Source organism: Limosilactobacillus equigenerosi DSM 18793 = JCM 14505 (assembly GCF_001311375.1).
GTDB lineage: Bacteria > Bacillota > Bacilli > Lactobacillales > Lactobacillaceae > Limosilactobacillus > Limosilactobacillus equigenerosi.
On record NZ_BBAS01000005.1, the window covers coordinates 20,495 to 45,530 of the forward strand.

A 25,036-nucleotide genomic window follows, 5' to 3' on the forward strand; every position below is an offset into this window, starting at 1 on the left:
TCAAAATTGTCATACGTTTTCCGTTTAAGATAATTAACTTCATCCGATGAATATCTTTAAAAAAAATTAAGCCGCATCTATACTCAAGATATCCTAAAGTAAAGACAAAAAAAACAAAGGATTTTATCATGAATCAAAAAAAATCTAAATTAATTGCAAGTTCCCTAATTGCGCTAGGAATTGTCTATGGTGATATTGGAACCTCACCTTTGTATGTAATCAATGCATTAATTAATAATGCAGGGGGAACGCAATATCTCACCCCTTCATACATTATTGTAGGTTGTATTTCACTAGTTTTTTAGACTTTAATGTTAATTACCACCATCAAGTATGTCCTAATTGCGTTACGTACTGATAATAAAGGCGTTGGAATTTTCATTACTGGCCTAGCGTTTTATTTACATCGTAATAACATTAAACGAATTCTGAATCATAATGAAAACATGGTAAAGTTTGGCCTTGGTTATCAACGGCGGCTTCGAAAGCAATAATTTTTATTCATGATCTACTTATTTACTAAGTCTAATTTGTAATCAAAGTAAATTTAAGCAAACATAATAAATCCGCTATTGAAGTATGATTTAGTTACTTCAATAGCGGATTTACTTTATTTCTAAGTTTATTAAGATTATTTCTCTATTTAATCTAAAAACTTAAAATCCTCATGGTAATACAATTGATCAATATTTTTAGCATAATTATGATTAAATTGTGTTAATTCACGATGTTCATCGCTTTGTTGCCATTTCTGTAATTCTTTTGGATTAAACCAACAAGTTAATACTGCTACATTTGATGAATTATGATTATCTTTTAACCAATACATTCCATTACAGCCTTCATGATTCTCAGTCATGAACTTTTGTAATTTAGCTTGCCATACTTCTTGTTCTTCAACACCTAATTTAAACACTTCCAACCGCCCAATTCCAGATAATTTAGCATTAGAACTAAAGCCCCAAATTTGATAGCTAATTGGGGTCGTATAAATGCTTTCAATATGTTCCGTTAAATCAAATAACGCATACCGATTATGGTCTAATTCATACGCTAATCGCAAATTTCGCTTTGGGTTATCTGCTTTAACCATCTTCATAATTGATTCTGACCCCGTTGTATAGTGTAAATATTGCATTTATATCACCGCCTTATAAATAATCAATTTTATCTAATAACTCCGGAAAATCATCATGATCAAATTTTCCCGTAATCGTCCCCGTCTCACTAAACAAATATGCAGAATCTACCATTTCACTAATTTGTTTAAAATGATGGCTAGATATAATAATTGTTTTACCAATAGAATGCAATTTATTAATAATCATTTTTACCATTTTTCGGTGACGTGGTGATAACCCATTAAATGGTTCATCAAAAACTATTACTGATGGATTCATAGCCAATACGCTTGCAATTGCGACTAACTTCTTCTCACCACCCGAAATTTGGTATGGAACTCGATTACGTAATTTTTCAATTTCCATCAGTTTAAGCATGTCATCAACACGGGTCATAACTTCTTTTTCTGTTAAACCTAAATGCCGTGGACCAAATGCAATCTCATCTTCTACTGTCATATTGAATAATTGCACGTCACTATCTTGAAACACAAATCCAATCTGTGAATATAATTGGCCAACCTTAGTTAAATCATTTAAAAAAAGTTTGATCAATTAACAAATTATCAAAATGATAACTTCCCGCCTGAAGTGGTAATACTCCCGTTAAAATTTTCATTAATGTTGATTTACCAGCACCATTAGGTCCTACAAAACAAACTGATTCCCCATCATTAATTGTTAGGTTAATATTATTAATACCGTTTGTTTGATTGTAATTATACTTACCATCCACAATTTTAATCATCATTAGCCTCTACTAAAAATAAATACCATTATTACTACCACTAGTTGCAGTAATTCCCAACCATCATATCGATTAAACTTGTACTTCTGTCTCACAAGTGCTGGTTGATAGTACCCTCGCATTAACATTGCTTGATAAACCTCAACACTACGTTGTTTCGCAGATAGATATAGTTTTCCAATAATATTTCCTACCATCTTTCTATCTACCGGTTGTCCTATTGACCGTAACTGAATACTATTTAATACTTCAAGTAAATATGATCCTAATGTATATGTATACTTAATCATAATATCTAATGTTGTAACAATTACTGTCGGAACCCGTAATTGGCGTAACGCAATAAAAAATCTTGCCAATTAGTGCTATTCAAGTATATGGAAGTTTGCATCATAACTAAACCAATGCGGATTAAAAACAGGCCAACATTATGATGTCCCATAAAAATACTTGGTCCAATTAAAATTAGCGACATCAACAGCAACTGCCCTAATTTTTTTTAAAGTTTGTATCATTAATTTAGCCGGAAAAGTGACTAACTTTATCAGTAAATATAGAGCCATTAACCACAGAAAAATTAATTTGTATGAGCATAAAATCAAAATTAAATTAATAACATATACTAGTAAACTAATAATTGGAGTTGATTTAGATTTTGCTAGTTCTTTAGGTCGTGTTAGTTGATTTAGCAATGATTTAATTACTTTTAAATTTAAACTAATTATTCCCAATTTGGCTTTTTTTAATGGTTGGTAAATCATCACTTTTAACAACTAACCAATTAGGCAATTTATTATCCATGATTTCGACCACTTGATGATGAAATAATCTTAGCTAAAATTACAAAAATAATAATTGCTGAAATTGCACTTAAAATGTAACCAATTGGTAATGAGGTTCCTGGAACAGTATAATCACTAAATATTGCTTGATAGTTAATCCCATGTACCATTCCGTGTGGAAGTGAATTAGCCAAATGATCATGTTTCATTAAAGCTAATAATTCTCCATTTGACCATTCACCAAAAGCAGTTCCATTTGCAATTAAACCGATGGGACACAAGATAATTAAAATTGCTAATACCCAATATAATTTTCGATAACTATCTTCTGATTTATCAACAATATTTAGCTTAGTTTGATAAATTTCATTTGGGGCCACCCGTTTTACAAATCGATAAACCATAAATGTAAAGAATGCTTCAATCCAGCCTGCTACCAATAAATGGGCAAACAACATAGCTGGTATGGTTACCTTTAATCCATATGGACAATATAATGGCGCTCCATTTGCAGTATGAGCAACTAAAGGTTGGATCCCTAACAATATTCCAGCCATTAATGCGGCTACATTAATTCCAATATACGAACCAACAATAGTTCCCAAATTAGGATGGTGGAACTTTCTAAAAATGGCATAAACCGCATAGCCAACAAATGGCATCACAATTGCCATATCAAAAATATTAGCTCCTAACGCTAAAATCCCACCATCACCGAATAAGAATGCCTGAACAATCAATGCAACCGTTACTGATATACTAGCCGCATATGGTCCCATCAAAATTGCTAAGAGAGTTGCCCCTACTGCATGTGCAGTTGTCCCCCCAGGGATTGGGACATTAAACATCATCATCAAAAACGACAATGAGGCCCCAATTCCAAGCATCGGAGCTAATCCACGTTGTTGATTCAACTGAACCTTTACCTGATGCCCGGCATAACCAATTATTGGTGTTGAGATTAACAACATTGTCGTACAAGTCGCAGGACTTAAATAATTATCAGGTATATGCATCTTTTTCCCTCCCTTTTTTAACTATTAACTTTTAACAGCCTTCACTCCTAATTGATAGGTAATAAGACCAATCACCATTGTTAATACAATATAGCCTAATGCAAGTAAACTATTACTAGTCAACCAAACTTGTCGCGTATTTTCTGCAAATTCAGAAAAGGTTGTTAAACCACCACAAAAACCAGTTGATAAAAATGGTAAAAACCAACTTTGTTTTATTCGTTGCGTAGCTAATTGAGTTAATAAACCAATTAAAAAGCAACCTAACATGTTTACTACCCAAATTGCCATTGGCTGTGACCAAGCACCAATTGTTTCAATTCCCAAATTTCTAACAATTGCTCCCAAACTGCAGCCAATGCCAACTAAAATTAATTCTTTTCCTTTTGTCATTACCGATCTCCGTTTAAACCAGTGTTTTTAATTTCATACCAATTAAAAATAAAAACATGCAAACTCCAACGCAAACAATCCAATACCCCATCGCTAGCTTAATTTGGTGCTGCTTAATCATTCCCCAAACTTCTTTCGTAAAAGTTGAAAATGTCGTTAACCCACCAGAAAAACCAATTGCTAAAATTAATTGCATTGAATTAGTTAAATCTTGATCATGAATTGCTTGTACAATTCCACCTAAGAAACAACAACCAATAATATTAGCCATAATGGTTCCCCAAGGAAGTCGATGGTTATCACTATTTAATACCGTTGCTAACAAACTTCGCAAACATCCACCAAAAAAGCTCCCACACCAACAAATATTGCTGCCATTATTAAACTCCTCCACCTTGATTATTCTTCCGTAAATTAATGCGAGTTAAGTCATGAACCATTTCACGATAATAATTAATAAATTCCATCATAACTTGATGATTTTGATATGCGCTCATTCCTAAAATTCGTAAAACCATCCCATGATGTTCAGTTAATGAAATCCCATAACGACATTTTGAATTCAATGTCGCTAAAAATTGACGCATCATATCAACTAATGCTGTATTAACTGCTTCGTCAATAATTACTACTGAATTAAAATTATTAAAGCCTTCAAAAAAAACCTAATTCGGCCATCTGATGTTGCTGTGGGTTAACAATTAAAAAAATCGTTATAAACTAATTCATGATCATATTTAATGGTTACCTTTTGGGATACTTGCCCAAATTGAAACGGTTGATCATCTGGTGACCACCCCCGCGTCAAACCATCGGTTAAAATCAATTTAGCCCCTTTTTCCATATTAACCGTTGTTGATTGAGCAAATTGAGCATCTTTATATGGAATCGTTTCATCGATGTAATATTCTAAAAATGCATCTTTCTTAACTGTTAATTCATTAGTTTGTTTCGTCACATGACCATGCTCACATTTATAAATATAATTTGGTGTTTGGGTTGTCAATATGGCATGTGCTTTTGTATCTAGTTGAACAGTTTGCAGGTATCGTTCTCCTTCTACAAAACCACCACCAGTTGAAATTAAAAAATAATACGGTAAATCACCATTGGCCATAATATTTGATGAAATTCGTGAATTTCCTTGATGGTACGTTTTCGTCGCTAATGTACGATTATTTTGATATGCAAACCGAATATCAATTACTCCGTTGTATTGCGTACTCATTAATCTAATCCCTCAAGTAAGCATTCTGATTTAATCCATTTAACAACTTCATCCAGTCCTTCATCAGTCTTTAAATTAGTAAATAGAAAGGCCCCATTACCACGGAAAGTTTCTGAATCTTGCTTCATCTTATCTAAGTCCGCTCCAACATATTGGGCTAAATCAATTTTATTAATAATAAATAAGTCTGACTTAATCATTCCTTGACCTGCCTTACGTGGAATTTTTTCACCTTCAGCTACGTCAATAATATAAATTGAAAAATCAACTAATTCGGGACTAAAAGTGGCTGCTAAATTATCACCACCACTTTCAACAAAAATTAAATCTAAGTTATTATCAAAACGATTTTCTAAATCATCAATTGCAGCCATATTCATTGATGCATCTTCTCGAATTGCAGTATGGGGACAACCACCAGTTTCAACCCCAATAATTCGATCACTATCTAAAACCGAATTTGCCGCCATATACTCAGCATCCCACTTTGTATAAATATCATTGGTAATTACTGCCATTTCATAATCACCATTCATCCGCCGTGTTAACCGTTCAATCAATTGTGTCTTGCCTGAACCTACTGGTCCCCCGACTCCAATTCGTACTGCTCGTTTCATTTGTTGTTCCTCCAATCTTTCTATGACATAAATAACGCGCGTTTTGCGTTTCATGATTGATTTGTGCTAATTCTAATCCTGGTGTATTAGCTCCTAAGTAACTTACATCGTATTGACAACTTTCTTGATATAAATCCCCCAGTTGTTTAATAATACGATTTAACACCACTTGGCCTTCTCGTTGTCCCAACGGAATTGCTCGAACTGCATTTTGAACTAAGGTTGAAGCTACACTGTAACCATACATTAAATAAGCATCCTGCTTAGATACCCCTTGATAATGAGCAAAAATTGCAAATACAATTGCCGGGTTACCATAAACTTTCCCGTGTTCCATCAATTCAGCATACTGATTTAAATCTTTAATTTGGTTACCATAAATTTTCTGAATCAGAATTACCATTTGTTTAGCAATTACCTTCGTTCCATCCCGAGTTTCCCGCGCTAGTGTCGATTTAGTAATAACATCATCTAAATACTGTAATTGGTTAAAATTGTCACAATCTAAAGCCTGATATACTAATAACGTTAGTAGTCCTTCACCATATTTAAATTGTGATTGGTAATAATTTGTTAACCATTCGCTAAATTGATTAGCATCATCAATTAAGCCATTTCTTAAATAATTTTCCATTCCAAATGAATGATTAAACGTTCCAATTGGAAACGTTGAATCACAAATTTGAAATACGGCTAAATTCCGTAACCTTGTTTCTAATTTATTTTCCATTCGTCAAGTCCGCATACCGCATTGGTTGATCCAAAGTAACTTTTTTAATTTCGTAGTTAACTCGATGCTTATCCAAAGTTAAAACCACAACTTTATCAAATAGTAAGGTAATTTGCCCATTTTGCACTTGAATTGGTTTATGCAAATTTCCTAATAAATGGGCAATTACACCCATTTCATTAATATCCTTAGGTGTAATAACGATTGCCTCATCAGCTAACACATTTAAAACCAGTAATTCATGATCGCCTAATTGGAAAGTCGTTCCATTCTCCATAATTTGGGATGGATCTTCTAATCGGATCCCATATTCATTACCATGGTCAGTTTTTACTCGCAAAATTGACTTCATCAAATCGTCGCTACTTACGGTTGCTGTTTCTAAATGATAAGTATCAATATTAGGAATTTCTTCAATCTTTCGATATACATGTGTTAAAATCATTTTCTTGTCCTTTCAATAAAAAAGGAAGCACACCTAAACATGCGCTTCCGTCCATTAATTAATAGAAGTAGTACCGTTGAGCCAACGAAATTGTATCAGCTGGCTCACACGAAATTAATTTCCCATCAATTGTAACTTCAAAGGATTGCGGATCAATCTTGATTGTCGACGGCGTGTAATTATTTAATTTCATATCCCGTTTCGTCAAGTTCCGTGTATTATGAACTGGTAAAACAATCTTATCTAAACCTAATTGTTCCTTAATTCCATGATCATAGGCATATTGAGAAACAAAGGTGATACTCGTAGAACTAACTGCCTTACCCTTAGCACCGTATAAATCGCGCATTTGCCGTGGTTCTGGGGTTGGTAAACTTGAACTAGCATCTCCCATGACACCATATGCAATCATCCCGGCCTTCAAAACCATCTTTGGCTTAGTCCCAAACATCTTAGGTTCCCAAATTACTAGGTCAGCATATTTACCAACTTCAATTGAACCAATGTAATCGGACATTCCGTTCATAATCGCTGGATTAATCGTATATTTAGCAACATACCGCTTAATCCGATTATTATCGCTAAATTCTGAGTCGCCATCTAACGGTCCTAATTGTTGTTTCATCTTGTCAGCTAATTGCCAACAACGCATAGCAACTTCACCAACCCGACCCATGGCCATAGCATCAGAAGTCATTACACTCAACGCCCCCATATCATGAAGGACGTCTTCAGCAGCAACCGTTTGTTTCCGAACCCGTGATTCAGCAAATGAAACATCTTCTGGTACTTTTGGATCAAGGTTATGACAAACCATCGTCATATCAAACAATTCATCAATTACATTTTTCGTGTACGGGTTCGTTGGGTTTGTTGATGATGGTAAGACATTCTTTTGTCCCGCAACAACCATGATATCAGGCGCGTGACCACCACCAGCACCTTCAGTATGGAAAGTATGGACCGTCCGCCCACCAAATGCGTTAATCGTATTTTCAACAAAACCACCTTCATTCAAAGAATCGGTATGAACTGCGAATTGAACATCATACTTATCGGCAGCTTTCAATGAATTATCAATTCCGGCAGCAGTAGCACCCCAGTCTTCGTGAGTCTTAATTGCAGCAGCCCCTGCTTCAATTTGTTCACCGATTGTTTCTGGAGTTGCCCCAGCCCCTTTAGCCATAAAACCAAAATTTAATGGTTCATTTTCAACTGACTCTAACATCCGGTGCATATGAAATTTACCGGGTGTCGTCGTAGCTGAATTAGATCCATCTGCAGGGCCGGTCCCACCACCAAATAAAGTGGTAATCCCATTATCTAATGCTGCATGTGTCAAATATGGTGACAAATAGTGTACGTGGAGATCAATTCCACCTGCCGTCACAATCATTCCTTCACCGGAAATTGCTTCAGTGCTGGCTCCGACAACAAAATCAATCTTATCCATTAAGTCTGGATTTCCACCCTTCCCAATTGCTAAGATCTTACCGTCACGAATCCCAATATCAGCTTTATAAATCCCAGTGTAATCAATGATTGTAGCATCAGAAATAATCGTGTCAGCAACTAATGGGTTATTTTCACGAGTTTCCGTAGCATTAACTCCCATGCCATCACGAAGAACCTTTCCGCCACCAAACTTACTTTCTTGGCCATGAACTGTTAAGTCTTTTTCAATTCGGGCAAATAAATTCGTATCTCCTAAACGGACGCTGTCTCCCGTTGTTGGGCCGAACATTTGTGTAAACTGCTCGCGATCCATTTCAAAACTCATGTTACTACCTCCTATTCCGCGTCTTGGTTTTTGTCAAGGTAAGTATTGGCCTTATTATTAAATCCAAAGACACGCCGCTTACCACCAAAATCAATTAAATTAACTTGCTTTTCTTCACCAGGTTCAAACCGAACCGCCGTTCCAGCTGGGATATCTAACCGCTTTCCCCAAGCTTTATCCCGATCAAATCGCAATCCTTCTTCATTAGCTTCATAAAAATGGTATTCGGATCCAACTTGAACCGCACGGTCACCAACATTTTTAACCGTTAAAGTAATTGCATCATAACCAACATTGTAAGGAACCTTTTCACTTGATAATTTGTATTCTCCCGGAATCATTTATCGATACCTTCCTTTCAATTAACGAATTGGATCATGAATTGTGATTAATTTCGTTCCGTCAACAAAAGTTGCTTCAACTTGAATCATTGGAATCATTTCAGGAACCCCTTCCATCACATCTTCTCGTGTTAATACATGAGCCCCTTCATCCATTAGTTCAGCCACCGTTTTGCCGGCCCGAGCTCCTTCTAACAAGAAGCTCGTAATTAAAGCAATACTTTCTGGATGATTTAACTTAATCCCATTATCCTTGCGTTGTTGTGCAATCATGCCAGCGAGACTAATCATCATCTTTTCTTGTTCGCGTTCTGTAAGTTGCATAAGATAGACACCTTCCTTTCATAAATCAACAGCTAGATTATTTAGGCCATAAATTCAGTAACATTAAGAAACCTGGAATCCAGCCGTCACAATCCCTTCAATGACTCCTAACCATCCAGGGAAACTTCCTAATTTCCACTTGAGATTGTTAGTTAAGAATCCTGTTAACCACAGAATTCCCCAAGCCCACCAAATTAAACCGTAGACCCAGTTGCCACCAAAGTTTTGAAAACATAAATAGCCGGCCGGAATAGAGTTAATTGCAACAAATAGACTAAACCATCCATATAAGCGTTGATCTAAATCAAAAATCGTATTAATTGCCGTATATAAATACGTAAATGCAAATAGTAACCCAGTTGCACTGGCAAAGAACCAACTATTTGGCTTGTTATCAATAATTCCCCATGACAAAGCTACAATATTTAAAATTAAACTTAATCCACCTGTGAAAAAATTCATTACCACTAAGGATTTATCATTAATTTTTTTTCAATTGATGCCAACCCATTACTAATTAAAACAATACCAACATATAGTAGAATTGTGCCGAGCATGTTAACTCACCTCTTTAATTATTTAGCTTATAAGTCATAAGCATTTTCATTCAACATTTCACGGTCGAGTCCATCTTCAATTTGTTGTTGGCTCGGCTTGATATTAGTTAACTTACCTAAAACCTTAATAATAATTACGGTAACAACAAAGGCATATACCGCAACAAAAACAACACCACCTGCTTGAACTAAGAATTGATGCCAACCAGCACCAATGCCGTTAACAGTCTTGTCAGCTAATAATCCAATTAATAGCGTTCCTAGGAAGCCCCCCATTCCGTGAACTCCCCAAACACCAAGAGCATCATCAACTTCACGTTTTTCCAAGATTGATACACAAATATTGCAGACAATTCCGGCTGCTGCACCAACTAAAACAGCTGAGTTAGGATTAATGTACCCAGCACATGGTGTGATTGTCGCTAAACCAGCAACTGAACCGGTTAACACATCAACAAAATCCACCTTATGCCGGAAAGCTAATGCATATAACATCCAAACAACCATCCCAGCAGCTAGTCCAACCACCGTATTAGCAATTGCTTTTGCTGCTAATGATCCCGCTGAATATGCACCACCAGCATTAAAACCGAACCATCCGAACCATAGTAAGCCAGTTCCAACTGCCGCCGCCATCAAGTTACTTGGTTTCATCGGTAAATCAGCTAATTTTCGACGACCTAAAACCAAAATACTTGCTAAAGCTGCAAATCCAGCAGTCGTATGAATTACTGTCCCACCGGCAAAGTCAACGAATCCCAATTTTTGTAAGAATCCGCCACCCCATACCCAGTGACAAACAGGAATATATACTAAGTATGTCCAAATAATAAGTAACCAAACATAACCTTTCATGTTAATCCGTTCCGCAAATGCTCCACTCATTAATGGGACTGTAATTACACAGAACATCAATTGGAATAAGAAGAACAATACGAACGGAATCGATGCCGCATGCACTGCATTTGGCACTAATCCAACATGATTCAGTGCAAAGTAATCAGACATTCGCCCGATTACTCCACCTTGATCCTTACCAAACGCCAATCCAAATCCACCATAAATCCAAATTAACGTTACAACTCCCATCGCAATAAATGATTGCATGGTAATGTAAAGAACACTCCGTTTACGATTCAAGCCACCATAAAACATTGCTAATCCAGGCGTCATTAAGCAAACCATTGCCGTGGAAAGCATCATAAACGCAGTATCTCCCGCACTTAAATTATGCATATTTCCTTATACCTCCTTAGCTCCTATTATCCATAAAAATATGGTCTTTTTTTTTTTGTTGGAAGTTTCTGTGAAGATAAAACTCAGTTATTTACTTCTAATATTAAGCGATTATATTTATGAAAACGCTTAATTTTTTTTCTGAGTCTTCAAATATACTTCATAAACGCAAATTTAACCGTAGATAACCTTTCCTTATTACTGCTAACAAATAATTTAAGTTTTGAGAGGCAAGATAAATACGGCCTCTTTAGGAAAATTAAAAATCTAGCTTTAAAGTGGTTTCTCATCATATATTAATAAAGTTCCCACTGAATATTTTTCGTAAATTAATTTAAGTGATTCGTTTTTACTATAAATTCTTGCTTTGTATAATACCCGCGTTATAATGATTGGTGTACGAGGAGGCACTTAAAATAGAACAGCAATATAAATTTGTAGCGGAAGACTTAAAATTAGCTGAGTCTTCAACTAAAATTAATCAACCCATATCACTAAAAAAACCAATGACGTCGTAAAAAAAGAATGTAAATTAATTTCTAAACTCCAACCAATGTTGTACGCTCAACATAAATATGAGGGCGTAATCTGCTGGAAAAGATAGTTTAATTGCTCATACCTTTTCGGGATTAAACCCGAATTGATTTGATGGTGTTAATTTTAAACAGCCAAGTTCAGTTGATTTAAATCATGATTTCTTATGGCGAATCAACCAATATCTTCCCCCACGTGGGATTTTAGGAGTTTTTAATCGCTCTTATTGCGAAGATATTTTAATTTCACGAGTCCACCCAGAAATTGCCAAGGAAGACAATGCCAAATTAAAAGCAGCTACTAAAGAATTAATAAAAGAAGCTAAACTTAACAAGGTGCAATGAACTAAACACTAACTTAACTTGAAATTTATAACTAAGTCTGGCTAATCTAGCTAGACTCTTTTTAATTAGGAGATTTTCATGAATCGTATTTTAACATTTTGCAAAAAAACAAGTAGTCTTGAGTATTTCTTTCGTTTTGGCCGTCTTATCATGCTTTATTACTCCCCCAAGTAAAAGATATCTATCCTATATTGATTACCGAACCATTCTGCTGTTATTCTCATTTATGTGTGTAATATCTGACTACGCCGATTAGGCATTTTTGATAAAATGAGCAATTATCTTTTGACAAAAGTTAGAAATGAAAAAAGCGTTGCTATTGTGTTAGTCCTAATGAGTTTCTTTTTAGCTATGTTTCTGACTAATGATATTACGTTAATCACCCTCGTACCGTTAACGATTATCATTTTTTCATCTGAAGCTACCGAAATGAAACGCGAACAAAAGAAATTATTAGTAATTACATTAGTAATTGAATCATTGGCAGCAAACTTTGGTGGAATGTGTATGCCATTTGGTAGTCCCCAAAATATGTACTTATACTCTTTTTTTAACATGTCAATGCTGCACTTTTTCTCAACAATGCTTCCCTTTGCTATCCCTGGAATTATCATTCTAATTATTTTAGTTAGCTTTGTTAACTATGATAATAGTATTGAAGATCATAAAATGAACAATCTTCCAAAACCACAATCATCCACTGCCGGAATGCATAAGTTAATTATCTTCCTAATTCTTTTTATAATTTCAATTGCAGCCGTTGCTCGTCTAATTGACTATCTAATTGCAACTATTATCGTGCTAGTTATAACGTGTATTTTAGACATTAAAGCGTTAAATAAGGTTAATTATGTGCTATTATTTACCTTTATTTTCTTCTTCATTTTTATTGGTAATATTAGTAACATTCATTTACTTGAATCGGTCATCCGAAATTCGATTCATCAACATGAAGTTTTAGCATCCATTTTGACAAGCCAAGCAACAAGTAATGTTCCAGCAGCGATTTTAATTTCAAAATTTACAATGAATGGAACTGGCATACTAATTGGAACTAATATTGGTGGAATGGGAACTTTAATTGCATCAATGGCAAGTTTAATCACCTATCAATTATTAGGTGCCAAATATCCAGATGCAAAAGGAATGTTCATCAAATACTTCTCAATTTATAATTTCATTCTTTTAATTGTTTTTTTACTGTTACTACTTGATTGTTCATTAACACATAAACCAAATTGGCGTTAATATATCCTAAAGTAAGGATGAAAGGCTAAAGGATTTATCATGGAAAGAAAAAAAACTAAATTACTTGCAAATTCCCTAATCGCCCTTGGAATTGTCTATGGAGATATTGGAACCTCACCTTTGTATGTAATGAACGCACTAATTAATAATGCAGGGGGGACGCAATATCTCACCCCTTCATACATCGTAGGCTGTATTTCACTAGTTTTTTGGACTTTAATGTTAATTACGACCATTAAATACGTCTTAATTGCATTACGTGCTGATAATAAAGGGGAAGGTGGTATTTTTGCCCTCTTTGCCCTCGTTCGCCGCCAAGCTCGTTGGTTAATCGTTCCGGCAATGATTGGTGGTGCTGCACTCTTAGCTGATGGAACCCTTACTCCCGCCGTGACCGTTACAAGTGCTATTGAAGGTTTAAAACACGTCCAAGTTATTCATTCGCAAGACCAGGTCATCTTAATTACATTTGTAATTTTATTAGTCTTATTTAGTGTTCAACACTTTGGAACTAGTATTATTGGACATGCCTTTGGACCGTTAATGGTAATTTGGTTTAGTTTCTTGGCTTGGTTTGGATTTACGAACCTACTAAAAGCCCCCATTATCTTAAAGGCATTATCACCACTATATGGGTTGCAATTACTTTTCTCCCCAACTAACCATGCCGGAATCTTAATTTTAGGATCAGTTTTTCTAGCTACCACCGGAGCCGAAGCACTCTATTCAGATTTAGGTCATGTTGGTCGTTCAAGTATCTACACAACCTGGCCAATCGTATGTACTGCACTCACCTTAAATTATCTTGGCCAAGGTGCTTTCTTAATTCATCAACTCCCAACCATTGGTATTCAAAATCCAGGGTATAATCCGTTTTATCAAATGTTACCCGAGTCAATTTATTTGTTTGGTGTTTTAATTGCTACTATTGCTGCGATTATTGCCTCCCAAGCCTTAATTACTGGATCTTTCACATTAGTTGAAGAAGCAATTGCCTTACAATTACTTCCTCGTCTACAAGTTCGATACCCAACTTCTGAACGGGGCCAAATTTATATTGGTAAAATTAATTGGATTTTATTAGTAATTACCTCAGGAATCCTCTTTTATTTTCGCACTTCAGCCCATATGGAAGCCGCCTATGGATTAGCAATTACGCTTACAATGCTAATGACCACCATACTATTATCCCAATATTTGAAAAGTCATGTTGCCAAACCATTTACCGCTGGTTTCTTAGGTTTATTTGCCACTATTGAAACACTCTTTTTAGTGGCTAGTTTAGCTAAATTTATTCATGGTGGTTATGTAACAGCGCTTCTAACAATGTCAATTTTAACCATTATGATTTGTTGGTATGCTGGAAATTACGTTCGAAATGCAATTAGTGATCAAAGCAAGTATTTAAATCTTTTAAACTACAAGCAACAACTACAATCATTATCTCAAGACCAATCCATCCCGCTATTTGCAACTAATTTAGTTATGATGGCACGGATTAATCACCGTCACTTAGTCAAACGTGAAACTTTATATTCAATCCTTGATAAGACTCCTAAACGAGCCAAAGTTTACTGGTTTATCACGGTTAATACAACTGACAAACCTGATACCTGTTATTACAACGTTGATATGATGGGAACCAAAAATATTATTAGTATTCAGCTCTATCTTGGCTTCAAAATGCCAACTAGCATCAATCTTTATTTGCGTCAAATTATTCATGATTTAATTAAGCGTCAAATTATTGATTCACAACCACAACAATACACCACCACACCTAATCGTGAAGTTGGTGATTTTAAATTTGTTTTTATCAAAGAGGAGATTTCACCAATCTCACAGGTGACCGGTATTAAACGTTGGTTAATTCAAGCCCGCTTATTTCTGCAAAATCATACCTTATCTCCAGTTAAATTTTATGGACTTGAATTTAGTCAAACCATCGTTGAAACCATTCCGCTGTTTATTCATCATCAACATACAACGGAGTTAAAACTTAACCACTTGCAAAAATAATTATTATTTCTACATAACAAAATATAGCGGCTAGCTACCATTTTTCGGTAACTAGCCGCATTTTTATTAATCATCCGTTTCACTTTCAATTTCGTCAATGGCGCGGAACGCTCGTTCAATCGCATTCGTTCTGGTCGTCATGAGATCGTCAAGATTATGACTAGCATTGTTCAAGTGCTTTTGCGCCGTTTGCAGGAGCTTATCAAACTTTTCAAACTCGGTCTTGATCGTCCCTAAAGTCTTCCCAATGTGCACCGCATTTTGTTGAATGTTGAGTGTCTTAAAGCCGAGGGCTAAGGAATTTAGAATGGCCGCAATCGTCGATGGGCCGGCCACCACCACACTTTCTTGGCGGCGCAGGTCTTCAATTAGTTGCGCATCCCGAACCACCTCGGCATATAAACCTTCCGTTGGTAAGAACATAATCCCAAAATTCGTTGTATACGGTGGTTGTAAATACTTGGTGTGAATATCGTTGGCGAAACTCTTAACTTGGGTCGCTAAGGCTTTCCGGGCCTTCGCCATTTGGTCACTATCCCCGGACTCACTAGCATCTAAAACCGCTTGATACCGATCTAACGGGAACTTTGAATCGACCGGCAACCACATCGTTTGGCCGTCGGCTCCAGGTAATTTAATCGCATATTCAACGTGCGCCGTCGAGTTCGGCACGGTTGGAATTTCATGCTCGTATTGGTTCGTCGTTAAAATATCATCAATAATCATCCCTAATTGAACTTCACCGACAATCCCCCGGGTTTTCGTTCCAGCTAAGGTCCGGTTCAGATTGGCCACGTCCGCTGAGAGGCTCTGCATTTCCCCAATACTTTTGTTCACGTTGGCTAATTGCTGATTCAAATTATTGAAGGTTTGCTTCAACCGCGTTTGCAGCGTAGCTTCAAGCTTCTCATCCACCGTTTGGCGCATTTGATCAAGGGCTTGTTGATTCCGGGTTTGGATTTGGTTTAATTTATCATCAATCGTTTGTTGTAAGGCTGTCACTGCTTGATGGCTTTGTTGCAAGGTTTGTGTACTCTGCGTTTGCATTTGGTGTAACTTTTCATCAATCGTTTGTTGCAAGGCTGTCAAAGTTTGTTGACTTTGCGTTTGATTGTCGGTATTTTGGCTTTGCACTTGCGCCAGCTTCTCATCGACGACTTGCCGTAAATTTTCAAAGTCAGCATGGGTTTGCCGAAGTTGATTCATTAATTCCGCATCCAGCGCACTTCGGTCTTGATTATCAGCTGGCGTTCCTCCGCTTAACTTATCAATCCGCGTAATTAGGCTGTAAACTAAAATGATTAATCCAATTAATAAAATAATTACAAAGGTCATGAACTTGGCTCCTTTTAGTGATTTCCAAAATTCATTCTAACATAAAAACGACTGTTTCCCGGTTGGAAAACAGTCGTTGTTCTAATCACACTAGTAATGATGTTCGCAGGGACGCTCGAACGCGATTCTAAGCACTAATCGCTTTGGAGTTAGACTCCATGCGCGCTTAGCGACTTAGCTCGCGGAGCTCCCACTGCTCACATACTGGTGTAATGATGCTCAGCCTAAAATCCCTGATGATAAGGGAAACCGCCTCCGACGGCAATGCTTGCCGCCGTTCGTTGGTTCCATCCTTATCACACGGGATTTTTTAACGGCTTCGAATACTAATAAGGCTTAATTGCAAAGCTATAACTATCGGCCCCATTTGGTGCTAAGTGGTGCATTGGTTCTTTATGTTCTAATTGACCATCGGAGTGCACATCGTCTGCTAAGCCCCACCATGGTTCAACACAAACAAAATTACCGGTATTTGGATAAGCTGACCAAATCCCCACAAATGGCGTGTCGATTAAGGAAACTTCTACCCCATGATTGCCACTTGGATCAGTCAAAGTTACGGTTGTTGGTTCCCCATTTAATTCGAGCACAATTGCGTCTTCATTAAATAATTCATGATCTAATGCCAATGGTTTCGTCATGTCAAAGTCAAATGCATGAGCCCGGTCACTCATATGATCAGCAATCTTAAACCGCTTCATTACCTTACCTGGGGTAATCGTAACTGTCCCATCTTCAAACTTAGCCCCATCCGTTAATGGCATATTAAAACCTGGGTGCGCACCGAGGCCGTAAATCAACGTTTCGGTCGCACTTGGGTTTTGAACTTGATAATTAACTAATAATTGGTCATTAACTACTCGGTAGGTAATTAACAATTCAAATTCAAATGGATAGGCAGACATCGTTTGATCATCGTTTGCTAACTTGAACGTCACCGTATCTGCAGTTTGCTTGGCTACTGAAAATTCTTTGTCCCGCGCAAAACCATGTTGGGTTTGGTGATATTCTTGACCTTTGTAAGTGTATTTATCATAGGCTAACCGACCAACAAAAGGAAATAATACGGGCGCTTGGCGCTTCCAAGACGTTTCGGTTTGTCCTTGCCACAAGTATTCATATGGTTGGTCCGTACGCTTAATACTGTGCAGTTGGGCCCCTAATTCGTTAATTTGAACAATTAAATTGTCGTTTTGAATTGTAATCATCTTGCTCACCTTATCCTATCGTTTGAAATATCGTTGGTAATCAGCCCGTAAATGAGTTGGATCATGATGCCAATGTTTAATGGTCGTAATCTCACTCCGATCACCAAACTGCTGTTGCACCTTAGCAATATCAGTTGCATCCTTGGTCACCCGATTGCGGGCCGTCAACCGTAGCTGACCACTCGTCACCTTAAAATTAACCTCAGCGCTAATTACCCGTAACCAATAATACAACCCATTGATACTTAATGGTTGATTATCTTGATTTTTTATTAGTATATCACAATTTGATAAACGATTATCATTTTCTAAAGCATTTAATTTATTCACCAATGCAACTGATAACCGCAACACTCGTGGTGCTTCCCCTGAAATTGTCATGGTGTTAGTTTCGAAATTAACCGCTGTCCGGGTCAACGCTAAGACTTCCGTTGGTCGCAAGCCTAGTTCAAGCATTAGTTGAAGAGCTACTTGTCCCGCCAGCGGTAATTTCCGGTGGGCTGCTGCTAAAACTTGAGCTTGTTGTTCAGCCGTTAATCCTTTGGTCAGTACCGGAGCTTGATTTACCGGTAATTTAATCTTTTGTGCTGGTGATTGATAAATTAAGTCTCGTTGTAATAACCATTGATAAAATTGCCGCAAGCTCGACAATTGCCGTTTGACCGTGGCTAATTTTTGTCCTTGCGCTAATAAACCATCCAAGTAAGCTTGGATGGTTTGCGGTTGGACTTGTAAGATTTTCGTCGCCGGTCCCAAGTACGCTAAAAAGGCCCTTAAATCGCGTTGAGTGGCCTTAAGCGTGGCGGCTGATTTTGTTTGGGCGACCGTCGCTAAATAACGGTCCAACATACTTTGATTCGTCATGAGTTACTTTTGAATTTCTTCTTTGTAATCGCCATTTGGGCAAACAACTTGCTTCCCACCCTTAACCTTCTTTTCAACTAAGAAGTGATGGTCTTTTGGACATTCACGTTCAATTGGACGATCCCATGAAACGAAGTCACAATCTGGATACCGCGAACAGCCATAGAACGTCCGGTTCCGCTTTGACTTACGTTCAACGACGTTTCCTTCGTGACAAACGGGACATTTAACCCCGGTATCCTTAACAATTGCCTTAGTATTCCGACAATTTGGGAACCGCGAACATGCATGGAATTTACCATACCGTCCCATTTTCACGACCATTGGCGCGCCACAAATATCACAGTCACTCCCGGCCAATTCGTCCTTCATTTCAATTTTGGCAACTTGTTCTTCCGCCCGTTCCACTTCCTTAGAAAATGGTTGATAAAATTCATCGACAACCTTGACCCAGTTTTCTTTTCCCACTTCAACTTCATCCAGCTATCTTCAACTTCGGCCGTAAATTTAACATTCACGATTTCAGGGAATTGTTCCCCGATAATCTTATCGACGATTTCACCAAGTTCGGTTGGTTCAAAGTGGCGCGCCGTTAACTTCACGTAATAACGGCGTTGAATCGTATCAAGCGTTGGCGCATACGTGGATGGCCGACCGACCCCATTTTCTTCTAGCGACTTAACCAAGGCCGCTTCCGTATAGCGGGCCGGTGGTTGGGTAAAGTGTTGTGCCGGATTATCACTCACCAGCATTACTTGATCACCAACATTTAAGTCCGGTAACAAGTTATCTTTGTCATCCCCCGCTTGTAAACTTTCGTAAACCCAGGGAATTTTACCTTTGACCCAGTGGCACGGAAATCAACATGGTTTTGTTCAATCATGACCGCCATCGTATCCATCACTTGTGGGGTCATTTGGCTGGCCACAAAACGACTCCAAATTAAGTTGTAAAGTTTATATTGGTCATTGGACAAGTATTGCTTCATCTTAGCCGGCGTCCGGAACACTGATGTTGGCCGAATCGCTTCGTGAGCATCTTGCGCCCCTTCTGGCAGTTTACCTTTTACCGGTTTCGTGGCGGCGTACTCAGCTCCATATTCATCATGAATGAATTGCGAAGCTTCATGTTTGGCCACTGCTGAAATCCGCGTGGAGTCTGTCCGCATATAAGTGATTAACCCAACGGTCGCCCCTTCACCAATATTGATCCCTTCGTACAGTTGTTGGGCCGCCATCATCGTTTTCCGGGTCCGGAAATTCAGCCGCCGGTTCGCATCTTGTTGCATCGTTGACGTCGTGTATGGTGGTTGGGCCGACCGCCGCCGTTCCTTACGTTCAACATCCGTAATGTCAAATGGAGCTTGGCGATCTAATTGACCTAACACTTTTTGAACGGCTTCGTTATTTGGTAACTTGGTCTTTTTGCCATCTAAGCCATAAAAACTAGCGCCAAATTGATCTTTGCCATGCTTAAATTCAGCATCAAGCGTCCAGTATTCTTCGGGCTTAAAATTCCGAATTTCATTTTCCCGCTTGATAATTAAGTTTAAGGCAACCGATTGAACCCGACCGGCACTCAAACCTTTTTTTAACTTTCTTCCATAAAATTGGACTAATTGAATACCCACTAACCGGTCTAAAATCCGGCGGGCTTGTTGGGCGTCCACTAAGTCCATGTTAATTTCACGCGGTTCTTTAAAGGCTTCCTTAACTTTATCCTTCGTGATTTCGTTAAACGTCACTCGGTTTAAATTATCATTGGAATCCTTTAACAAGCTAGCTAAATGCCAAGCAATCGCTTCCCCTTCCCGGTCCGGGTCAGATGCCAAATAAACCGCCTTCGCTGCCTTCGCGTCTTTTTTGAGTTCCTTAATCACGCTCCCTTTTCCCCGAATCGAGATGTAATCCGGTTGATAATTATTTTCAATATCAACCCCCATTCGACTCTTGGGTAAATCGCGCACGTGCCCCACACTGGCCACGACTTTATAAGTCCGCCCGAGGTACTTTTCAATCGTCTTGGCTTTGGAAGGCGATTCCACAATCACCAATTTCTTTTGCGGCGCTTTCCGCGTTGTTTTTTTCTTTATCGCTGGTTTTTTTGCTGTTGTCTTTGCTGCCAAAATCCAGTTCTCCTCTACTATATTGTCTTACCTATTATTGCTACTCCTTTCCATTCTGTCAAATTAAATCCTGTTTTAATGGCAATTTTATCGTAATTTTAAGGAAAAACTAGGGGTTTATTCACAAATGTAATCATTCTCCGCCTAAACTTCCTATGGCTAAGCCAGCCTCCTCCGATGGATTTCCATCCATCGCACGGGAGGCAATGCTTACCCCACGGAAGTTTTTAACGGCTCCGCATACTAAATTCTTCCAATATATCATCGCTCGTCAGCACTGGTTTCGCGCCGGCGGCAATTAATTCATTCGTACCGACTGACGTTTTCCGATCAATATCCCCTGGCACTGCAATCACATTCCGATTTTCTTGCAAAGCCTGATTGGCGGTAATTAAACTTCCACTTTTTTTGTTTTCCTTCCACCACCAAACAGGTCGAACAAAGGCCTGCAATAATCCGATTCCGGGCTGGAAAATGTTGCGCTTTCGGCGGGGTTTGGAGGGGATATTCCGTAATTAACAATTGCTGTTGGGCAAGTTGTTCCTGTAATAACCGATGTTGATGAGGATAGGTAACATCTAACCCACTCCCAATCACGCAATCGTGTGACCCCCATGTTGCATTGCTAATTGATGCTCCATGCATCCACCCCCTTCGCCAAGCCACTAACAATCGTGATTCCTTGCTCGATGACTGGTGGTAATAAATGCTCCATCGCCATTTTGGCATACTGACTCATTTGGCGACTGCCGACCACCGCTAATTGTGGCGTCGTCAATAAACTGAGATCCCCGCGGTAATATAACACCACTGGAGCCGCATAAATCTCGCGTAATTGACTGGGATATGTTTCTTGCGTCAAAACGAGGTGGTTTACTTCATAGTTTAGCGCGACTTGTTGTTGTACCCACGGCGTTTTCAATTCTGTGGTCAACGCTGTCATTTGACTTTCCGTTAATCCAACTGCTTGGAGACAAGTCCATAAATCTGGGTTGCGTTGTTCCATTCCGACCCGCGCCACCATTCGTAAAACGTGCGGACTTAATTGCCGACAAAAACTTAACGCAAATAAATCATCTTCAAATTGCATAAAAAATACCTCCGCATTTAATAAATACGCAGGTACTAACAATTTAAACCGATTAATTATAGATATTTTGGCACGGGGGCAAATGTCCGCCGATGAATCGGGGTTACTCCATATTCAGCTAAGGCTGCTAAGTGTTGTTTAGTCCCGTAACCGGCATTTTGCTTAAAGCCATATTCCGGATACAGCTGGTCATACGTGGCCATTAAATGATCCCGATACTCTTTGGCGACAATACTAGCCGCGGCCACGGAGATACTCTTTTGATCGCCTTTAATTAACGTCGTTTGCGGGTAATCAAACGGTAGCGGTACGGCGTCAACAATTAAATGGGTCGGTTGATGCTTGAACTGCTTAATGGTGCGCATCATCGCATCCTGTGTTGCCGCATAAATGTTTAAATCATCAATTACTGGTGCATCATTGACCGCCAGTTGGACTTCGATGGCTTCATCCACAATCTTTAAATACAGCCGTTCCCGTTCACTCGCCGAAAGTTGTTTGGAATCCGTCACGCCAATTAAATCAAAACTTTCATCCAAAATTACCGCACAAGTAACTACCGGGCCTGCTAATGGTCCGCGGCCCACTTCATCCATCCCGGCCACATATTGATGACCAGCGGCCCATAATTGCCGTTCATACGTAAACCGTTGGTCAAACGCCGCTTGGGCTGCTGCTTGGCGTTCTAAACGCTTTTTAAATTGATTAAGGGCGGTTTGGACCCCTTTGCGCTCATCAGCTGCCCAAGCCATTACTTGCGGATCAGTCAGCGAAGTGGCGGTTTTTAAATACGCTTTGACTTCCGCAATCGTTGGCTTATTCATTGTAGCCCTCGTCATTGATATCAGCCGGGACTTCTAAACTGATTGGGCCGAGCTTACCTTTACGTAAATCAAAGATAATCCGTTCACTAGCCCGCTCATAATCATCACACATGCCCAGTTTTTGCGTAATCGTTAATAACAATTCTGGCGTTGGGACCCATTCCGCTATTTCATCATCCGTTAAGCGATACCGCGCTTGTAATTCGTTTAATCGATGCGCCCGTAAATAATCTATCGCGAAAATTGCCACATCATCTTTGGGATATAAACTATCCTTAATCGCTCCGGATAAGGCTAACATCACCCCAATCTTGGTCGTTTCAAACTTCGGCCATAAGACCCCTGGCGTATCGAGTAATTCCAATTCGGCGGATGATCGGAGCCATTGTTGTCCCGTTGTTACCCCCGGTCGATTAGCGGTAGCGGCGACATTTTTCTTTACCAAGTGATTTAATAACGTCGACTTCCCAACATTTGGAACCCCGACACACATGGCCCGAATCGCCCGCTTTTGCATTCCTTTATCCGCTTCATTAGCTAATTTAACCGCCAAAACTTCTTTCGCAGCTTTCGTTACCACTTTAGCAACGTTATGGGCCCGTGAATCAAGGGCTAACACCGGTTGGTTATGTTCCTTAAAGTATTCACGCCATTGCTTCGTGACTTCCGGATCCGCTAAGTCCATCTTGGTTAAAATTAAGAGCCGCGGTTTATCCCCCGTGGCCAGGTCGACTTCCGGATTTTGACTTGAATACGGAACGCGGGCGTCCACTAATTCAAAAACGATATCGACTAAATGCATTTGTTCCCGAATTTGACGTAAGGCCTTGGCCATATGTCCTGGGAACCATTGAATAACTGCCATAAAAATTGGTTTCCTTTCAACAAAGTGCTAGTTGTTATTATAATACAAAAACACCCAGCTTCATACCTCGCTGGGTGCTCATTTTCATCTAACTAACTTACTTATCAGCAATCGCCGTTTCCAAGGAAATCTTAATCATATCGTTAAACGTCTTTTCCCGTTCCTCAGACGTCGTCTTTTCATCGCCAAAAATTAAGTCACTCACTGTTAAGACAGATAAGCCTTAAAGTGTAACTTGGCGGCTAAGAGGTATAAGCCGGCTGATTCCATTTCCGTTCCTAAAACCCCGTAATCACGTAACTTCGTCATATCAAGTTCGTCATTATAGAACCGATCGGCAGCAAAAATGTCCCCGACCTTGGTGCTAACCCCAAGCTTTTCAGCGACGTGGTACGCCGTGTCTAGTAGCCCAAAATCAGCAATTGGTGCAAAGTGGAACCCTGGCCCAAACGTGTTGGCGGTCACGGCCGAATCCGTTGAGGACCCTTGGGCTAATAACACATCCCGCAGATGAACATCGGGGGCAATCCCCCCACAAGAACCAACCCGGATAATCGTCTTGACCCCATATTCACGGACTAATTCATTGATGTAGATGGACATTGATGGAATCCCCATCCCGGAACCTTGCACCGAGACCCGGTGGCCTTTATATTCCCCCGTGTACCCAAAGGCGTTCCGCACGGCATTAACTTGCTTCACATTGTCCAAGAAATTTTCCGCAATGTACTTGGCGCGTAATGGATCCCCTGGTAATAAAACAACATCCGCGTAATCGCCCATTTCAGCACTAATATGTGGTGTACTCATAATTAAACATCCTCTCTGTCAAACATTATTTAGCGTTTTGTATGCGCTTTCATTTATAGTTCCATTGTACCTTATTTGAGTCGAAGAAAAAAGCTCATGACCCCTTAAATTTAGGATTCATGAGCATTAAATTAATTCATTTTAGCTAAATATAATTGCCAAGCATCATCAAAAATCGTCATTGAATATAAATAATTAACGTTTTCTTCTAAGTAATGCGAGATTTCATCAAAATCCTGCGAATGCTTTGGAAACGCCGTATCAAAAAAGGCATCATTAGCAAATTGTTCAATTTCATTTGGTTGGTTGGGATTCCGTTGGGTCATTAAAAACTGGTAAAAACTTTCGCGAAACATCGTGCGTCCTCCTATTTCCGTGGCATACTCAAGCGAATTTTAAATTGGCCCTTTTCCATATTAAGTTCTTTCATTTGGTAGTTAACCGCCTTATCT

The 25,036-nt window shown here is 38.7% G+C and carries 27 protein-coding genes and 6 pseudogenes; 4 read left to right on the forward strand and 29 right to left on the reverse strand.

Annotation, left to right across the window (positions count from 1 at the left end; all coding sequences use genetic code 11):
• Positions 1-128 precede the first annotated feature (128 nt).
• Positions 129-374: pseudogene (locus JCM14505_RS08935) on the forward strand (KUP/HAK/KT family potassium transporter); the annotation flags it as partial.
• A 269-nt stretch (positions 375-643) separates the two neighbouring features.
• Here the strand turns inward: JCM14505_RS08935 and JCM14505_RS03600 are convergent.
• The 17 genes and pseudogenes from JCM14505_RS03600 to JCM14505_RS03670 all read right to left on the reverse strand — a co-directional run bounded on the left by JCM14505_RS03600 (position 644) and on the right by JCM14505_RS03670 (position 11,318).
• A complete protein-coding gene (locus JCM14505_RS03600; RefSeq protein ID WP_054653005.1) occupies positions 644-1,138 on the reverse strand; it encodes an antibiotic biosynthesis monooxygenase in 495 nt (164 codons plus the stop codon).
• Positions 1,139-1,151: 13 nt separating this feature from the next.
• Positions 1,152-1,613: an energy-coupling factor ABC transporter ATP-binding protein gene (locus JCM14505_RS09955; protein WP_369395336.1), complete on the reverse strand. Its 462-nt coding sequence runs from the start codon at positions 1,611-1,613 to the stop codon at positions 1,152-1,154.
• A 40-nt stretch (positions 1,614-1,653) separates the two neighbouring features.
• Entirely contained in the window at positions 1,654-1,872 is a 219-nt protein-coding gene (locus tag JCM14505_RS10230) for an ATP-binding cassette domain-containing protein (RefSeq protein ID WP_156249824.1), read from the reverse strand.
• Complete coding sequence (locus JCM14505_RS10350) at positions 1,872-2,228, reverse strand: energy-coupling factor transporter transmembrane component T (protein ID WP_082405608.1); 357 nt, start codon at positions 2,226-2,228, stop codon at positions 1,872-1,874. Before JCM14505_RS10350 ends, JCM14505_RS10230 begins: the two co-directional genes overlap by 1 nt.
• 434 nt (positions 2,229-2,662) lie before the next feature.
• Positions 2,663-3,667: a cobalt transporter CbiM gene (gene cbiM / locus JCM14505_RS03615; RefSeq protein WP_054653009.1), complete on the reverse strand. Its 1,005-nt coding sequence runs from the start codon at positions 3,665-3,667 to the stop codon at positions 2,663-2,665.
• Between the two features lie 24 nt (positions 3,668-3,691).
• Positions 3,692-4,060 carry a fluoride efflux transporter FluC gene (locus JCM14505_RS03620; RefSeq protein ID WP_054653011.1) on the reverse strand — a complete coding sequence of 123 codons (369 nt, stop codon included), beginning with the start codon at positions 4,058-4,060 and terminating at the stop codon, positions 3,692-3,694.
• A 13-nt stretch (positions 4,061-4,073) separates the two neighbouring features.
• Entirely contained in the window at positions 4,074-4,454 is a 381-nt protein-coding gene (locus JCM14505_RS03625; RefSeq protein WP_225352246.1) for a fluoride efflux transporter FluC, read from the reverse strand.
• The gene (locus JCM14505_RS09465) at positions 4,441-4,686 is read right to left on the reverse strand and encodes a hypothetical protein (protein ID WP_500778351.1); all 246 of its coding nucleotides are present in this window, start codon (positions 4,684-4,686) and stop codon (positions 4,441-4,443) included. The genes JCM14505_RS03625 and JCM14505_RS09465 overlap by 14 nt, the downstream gene beginning before the upstream one ends.
• A 68-nt stretch (positions 4,687-4,754) precedes the next feature.
• Complete coding sequence (locus JCM14505_RS09470) at positions 4,755-5,288, reverse strand: urease accessory protein UreD (RefSeq protein ID WP_225352248.1); 534 nt, start codon at positions 5,286-5,288, stop codon at positions 4,755-4,757.
• Positions 5,288-5,905 (reverse strand): urease accessory protein UreG, encoded by a 618-nt coding sequence (ureG, locus tag JCM14505_RS03635; RefSeq protein WP_054653015.1) that lies wholly within the window; start codon positions 5,903-5,905, stop codon positions 5,288-5,290. The genes JCM14505_RS09470 and ureG overlap by 1 nt, the downstream gene beginning before the upstream one ends.
• The gene (locus JCM14505_RS03640) at positions 5,841-6,635 is read right to left on the reverse strand and encodes an urease accessory protein UreF (RefSeq protein ID WP_082405610.1); all 795 of its coding nucleotides are present in this window, start codon (positions 6,633-6,635) and stop codon (positions 5,841-5,843) included. Before JCM14505_RS03640 ends, ureG begins: the two co-directional genes overlap by 65 nt.
• Positions 6,625-7,080, reverse strand: a complete 456-nt coding sequence (locus JCM14505_RS03645; protein ID WP_054653017.1) for an urease accessory protein UreE — start codon at positions 7,078-7,080, stop codon at positions 6,625-6,627. The genes JCM14505_RS03640 and JCM14505_RS03645 overlap by 11 nt, the downstream gene beginning before the upstream one ends.
• A gap of 58 nt (positions 7,081-7,138) precedes the next feature.
• Positions 7,139-8,860 carry an urease subunit alpha gene (ureC, locus tag JCM14505_RS03650; protein ID WP_054653019.1) on the reverse strand — a complete coding sequence of 574 codons (1,722 nt, stop codon included), beginning with the start codon at positions 8,858-8,860 and terminating at the stop codon, positions 7,139-7,141.
• Between the two features lie 11 nt (positions 8,861-8,871).
• A complete protein-coding gene (locus tag JCM14505_RS03655) occupies positions 8,872-9,201 on the reverse strand; it encodes an urease subunit beta (protein ID WP_054653021.1) in 330 nt (109 codons plus the stop codon).
• Positions 9,202-9,222: 21 nt separating this feature from the next.
• On the reverse strand, positions 9,223-9,525 hold the full coding sequence (locus tag JCM14505_RS03660; protein ID WP_054653023.1) for an urease subunit gamma: 303 nt from the start codon (positions 9,523-9,525) through the stop codon (positions 9,223-9,225).
• Positions 9,526-9,562: 37 nt separating this feature from the next.
• Positions 9,563-10,082 (reverse strand): annotated as a pseudogene (locus JCM14505_RS03665) (AmiS/UreI family transporter).
• Between the two features lie 27 nt (positions 10,083-10,109).
• Positions 10,110-11,318, reverse strand: coding sequence for an ammonium transporter (locus tag JCM14505_RS03670; protein WP_054653025.1), 1,209 nt, complete (start codon positions 11,316-11,318; stop codon positions 10,110-10,112).
• A gap of 707 nt (positions 11,319-12,025) precedes the next feature.
• Here JCM14505_RS03670 and JCM14505_RS09475 point away from each other — a divergent pair.
• The 3 genes and pseudogenes from JCM14505_RS09475 (at position 12,026) to JCM14505_RS03680 (ending at position 15,463) form a co-directional block, all read left to right on the forward strand.
• Positions 12,026-12,196, forward strand: coding sequence for a hypothetical protein (locus JCM14505_RS09475; protein ID WP_225352258.1), 171 nt, complete (start codon positions 12,026-12,028; stop codon positions 12,194-12,196).
• A 255-nt stretch (positions 12,197-12,451) separates the two neighbouring features.
• Positions 12,452-13,444, forward strand: a pseudogene (locus JCM14505_RS03675) (SLC13 family permease); the annotation flags it as partial.
• Positions 13,445-13,483: 39 nt separating this feature from the next.
• Positions 13,484-15,463 (forward strand): KUP/HAK/KT family potassium transporter, encoded by a 1,980-nt coding sequence (locus JCM14505_RS03680; RefSeq protein ID WP_054653029.1) that lies wholly within the window; start codon positions 13,484-13,486, stop codon positions 15,461-15,463.
• A 66-nt stretch (positions 15,464-15,529) separates the two neighbouring features.
• Here JCM14505_RS03680 and JCM14505_RS03685 read toward each other — a convergent pair whose 3' ends face one another.
• From JCM14505_RS03685 to JCM14505_RS03725, 12 genes and pseudogenes are all read right to left on the reverse strand, one after another.
• Positions 15,530-16,798 (reverse strand): DNA recombination protein RmuC, encoded by a 1,269-nt coding sequence (locus JCM14505_RS03685; RefSeq protein WP_054653031.1) that lies wholly within the window; start codon positions 16,796-16,798, stop codon positions 15,530-15,532.
• Positions 16,799-17,124: 326 nt separating this feature from the next.
• Positions 17,125-18,006 carry an aldose 1-epimerase family protein gene (locus JCM14505_RS03690; protein WP_054653033.1) on the reverse strand — a complete coding sequence of 294 codons (882 nt, stop codon included), beginning with the start codon at positions 18,004-18,006 and terminating at the stop codon, positions 17,125-17,127.
• Positions 18,007-18,021: 15 nt separating this feature from the next.
• On the reverse strand, positions 18,022-18,870 hold the full coding sequence (locus JCM14505_RS03695) for a tyrosine-type recombinase/integrase (protein ID WP_054653035.1): 849 nt from the start codon (positions 18,868-18,870) through the stop codon (positions 18,022-18,024).
• Positions 18,871-18,873: 3 nt separating this feature from the next.
• Positions 18,874-19,338: a DNA topoisomerase family protein gene (locus tag JCM14505_RS10540; RefSeq protein WP_439646033.1), complete on the reverse strand. Its 465-nt coding sequence runs from the start codon at positions 19,336-19,338 to the stop codon at positions 18,874-18,876.
• Positions 19,239-20,920, reverse strand: a pseudogene (topA, locus tag JCM14505_RS03700) (type I DNA topoisomerase). The gene JCM14505_RS10540 and the pseudogene topA overlap by 100 nt, the downstream one beginning before the upstream one ends.
• Positions 20,921-21,222: 302 nt before the next feature.
• Positions 21,223-21,447, reverse strand: coding sequence for a DNA-processing protein DprA (locus tag JCM14505_RS09965; protein ID WP_263848945.1), 225 nt, complete (start codon positions 21,445-21,447; stop codon positions 21,223-21,225).
• A gap of 13 nt (positions 21,448-21,460) precedes the next feature.
• Positions 21,461-21,724 (reverse strand): annotated as a pseudogene (locus JCM14505_RS09970) (DNA-processing protein DprA); the annotation flags it as partial.
• Positions 21,621-22,085 (reverse strand): DNA-processing protein DprA, encoded by a 465-nt coding sequence (locus JCM14505_RS09975; protein ID WP_263848946.1) that lies wholly within the window; start codon positions 22,083-22,085, stop codon positions 21,621-21,623. The pseudogene JCM14505_RS09970 and the gene JCM14505_RS09975, both read right to left, overlap by 104 nt.
• A 56-nt stretch (positions 22,086-22,141) precedes the next feature.
• Positions 22,142-22,909 (reverse strand): ribonuclease HII, encoded by a 768-nt coding sequence (rnhB, locus tag JCM14505_RS03710; RefSeq protein WP_054653037.1) that lies wholly within the window; start codon positions 22,907-22,909, stop codon positions 22,142-22,144.
• A complete protein-coding gene (ylqF, locus tag JCM14505_RS03715; protein ID WP_054653039.1) occupies positions 22,902-23,774 on the reverse strand; it encodes a ribosome biogenesis GTPase YlqF in 873 nt (290 codons plus the stop codon). The genes rnhB and ylqF overlap by 8 nt, the downstream gene beginning before the upstream one ends.
• A 97-nt stretch (positions 23,775-23,871) precedes the next feature.
• Positions 23,872-24,584: pseudogene (gene deoD, locus JCM14505_RS03720) on the reverse strand (purine-nucleoside phosphorylase).
• 131 nt (positions 24,585-24,715) lie between these two features.
• On the reverse strand, positions 24,716-24,940 hold the full coding sequence (locus JCM14505_RS03725; RefSeq protein ID WP_054653041.1) for a YozE family protein: 225 nt from the start codon (positions 24,938-24,940) through the stop codon (positions 24,716-24,718).
• Between the last annotated feature and the right edge of the window lie 96 nt (positions 24,941-25,036).

Bases quoted from the DNA above. Each gene is read 5' to 3' on its own strand.
- JCM14505_RS09975 (WP_263848946.1), bottom strand. From the start codon at position 22,085: ATGCAATTTGAAGATGATTTATTTGCGTTAAGTTTTTGTCGGCAATTA.
- JCM14505_RS03685 (WP_054653031.1), bottom strand. From the start codon at position 16,798: ATGACCTTTGTAATTATTTTATTAATTGGATTAATCATTTTAGTTTAC.
- JCM14505_RS03655 (WP_054653021.1), bottom strand. From the start codon at position 9,201: ATGATTCCGGGAGAATACAAATTATCAAGTGAAAAGGTTCCTTACAAT.
- JCM14505_RS10230 (WP_156249824.1), bottom strand. From the start codon at position 1,872: ATGATGATTAAAATTGTGGATGGTAAGTATAATTACAATCAAACAAAC.
- JCM14505_RS03695 (WP_054653035.1), bottom strand. From the start codon at position 18,870: ATGACGAATCAAAGTATGTTGGACCGTTATTTAGCGACGGTCGCCCAA.
- JCM14505_RS03660 (WP_054653023.1), bottom strand. From the start codon at position 9,525: ATGCAACTTACAGAACGCGAACAAGAAAAGATGATGATTAGTCTCGCT.
- ylqF (WP_054653039.1), bottom strand. From the start codon at position 23,774: ATGGCAGTTATTCAATGGTTCCCAGGACATATGGCCAAGGCCTTACGT.
- JCM14505_RS03670 (WP_054653025.1), bottom strand. From the start codon at position 11,318: ATGCATAATTTAAGTGCGGGAGATACTGCGTTTATGATGCTTTCCACG.
- JCM14505_RS03640 (WP_082405610.1), bottom strand. From the start codon at position 6,635: ATGGAAAATAAATTAGAAACAAGGTTACGGAATTTAGCCGTATTTCAA.
- cbiM (WP_054653009.1), bottom strand. From the start codon at position 3,667: ATGCATATACCTGATAATTATTTAAGTCCTGCGACTTGTACGACAATG.
- JCM14505_RS09470 (WP_225352248.1), bottom strand. From the start codon at position 5,288: ATGAGTACGCAATACAACGGAGTAATTGATATTCGGTTTGCATATCAA.
- ureG (WP_054653015.1), bottom strand. From the start codon at position 5,905: ATGAAACGAGCAGTACGAATTGGAGTCGGGGGACCAGTAGGTTCAGGC.
- JCM14505_RS03725 (WP_054653041.1), bottom strand. From the start codon at position 24,940: ATGTTTCGCGAAAGTTTTTACCAGTTTTTAATGACCCAACGGAATCCC.
- JCM14505_RS03600 (WP_054653005.1), bottom strand. From the start codon at position 1,138: ATGCAATATTTACACTATACAACGGGGTCAGAATCAATTATGAAGATG.
- rnhB (WP_054653037.1), bottom strand. From the start codon at position 22,909: ATGAATAAGCCAACGATTGCGGAAGTCAAAGCGTATTTAAAAACCGCC.
- JCM14505_RS03690 (WP_054653033.1), bottom strand. From the start codon at position 18,006: ATGATTACAATTCAAAACGACAATTTAATTGTTCAAATTAACGAATTA.
- JCM14505_RS03680 (WP_054653029.1), top strand. From the start codon at position 13,484: ATGGAAAGAAAAAAAACTAAATTACTTGCAAATTCCCTAATCGCCCTT.
- JCM14505_RS03620 (WP_054653011.1), bottom strand. From the start codon at position 4,060: ATGACAAAAGGAAAAGAATTAATTTTAGTTGGCATTGGCTGCAGTTTG.
- ureC (WP_054653019.1), bottom strand. From the start codon at position 8,860: ATGAGTTTTGAAATGGATCGCGAGCAGTTTACACAAATGTTCGGCCCA.
- JCM14505_RS03645 (WP_054653017.1), bottom strand. From the start codon at position 7,080: ATGATTTTAACACATGTATATCGAAAGATTGAAGAAATTCCTAATATT.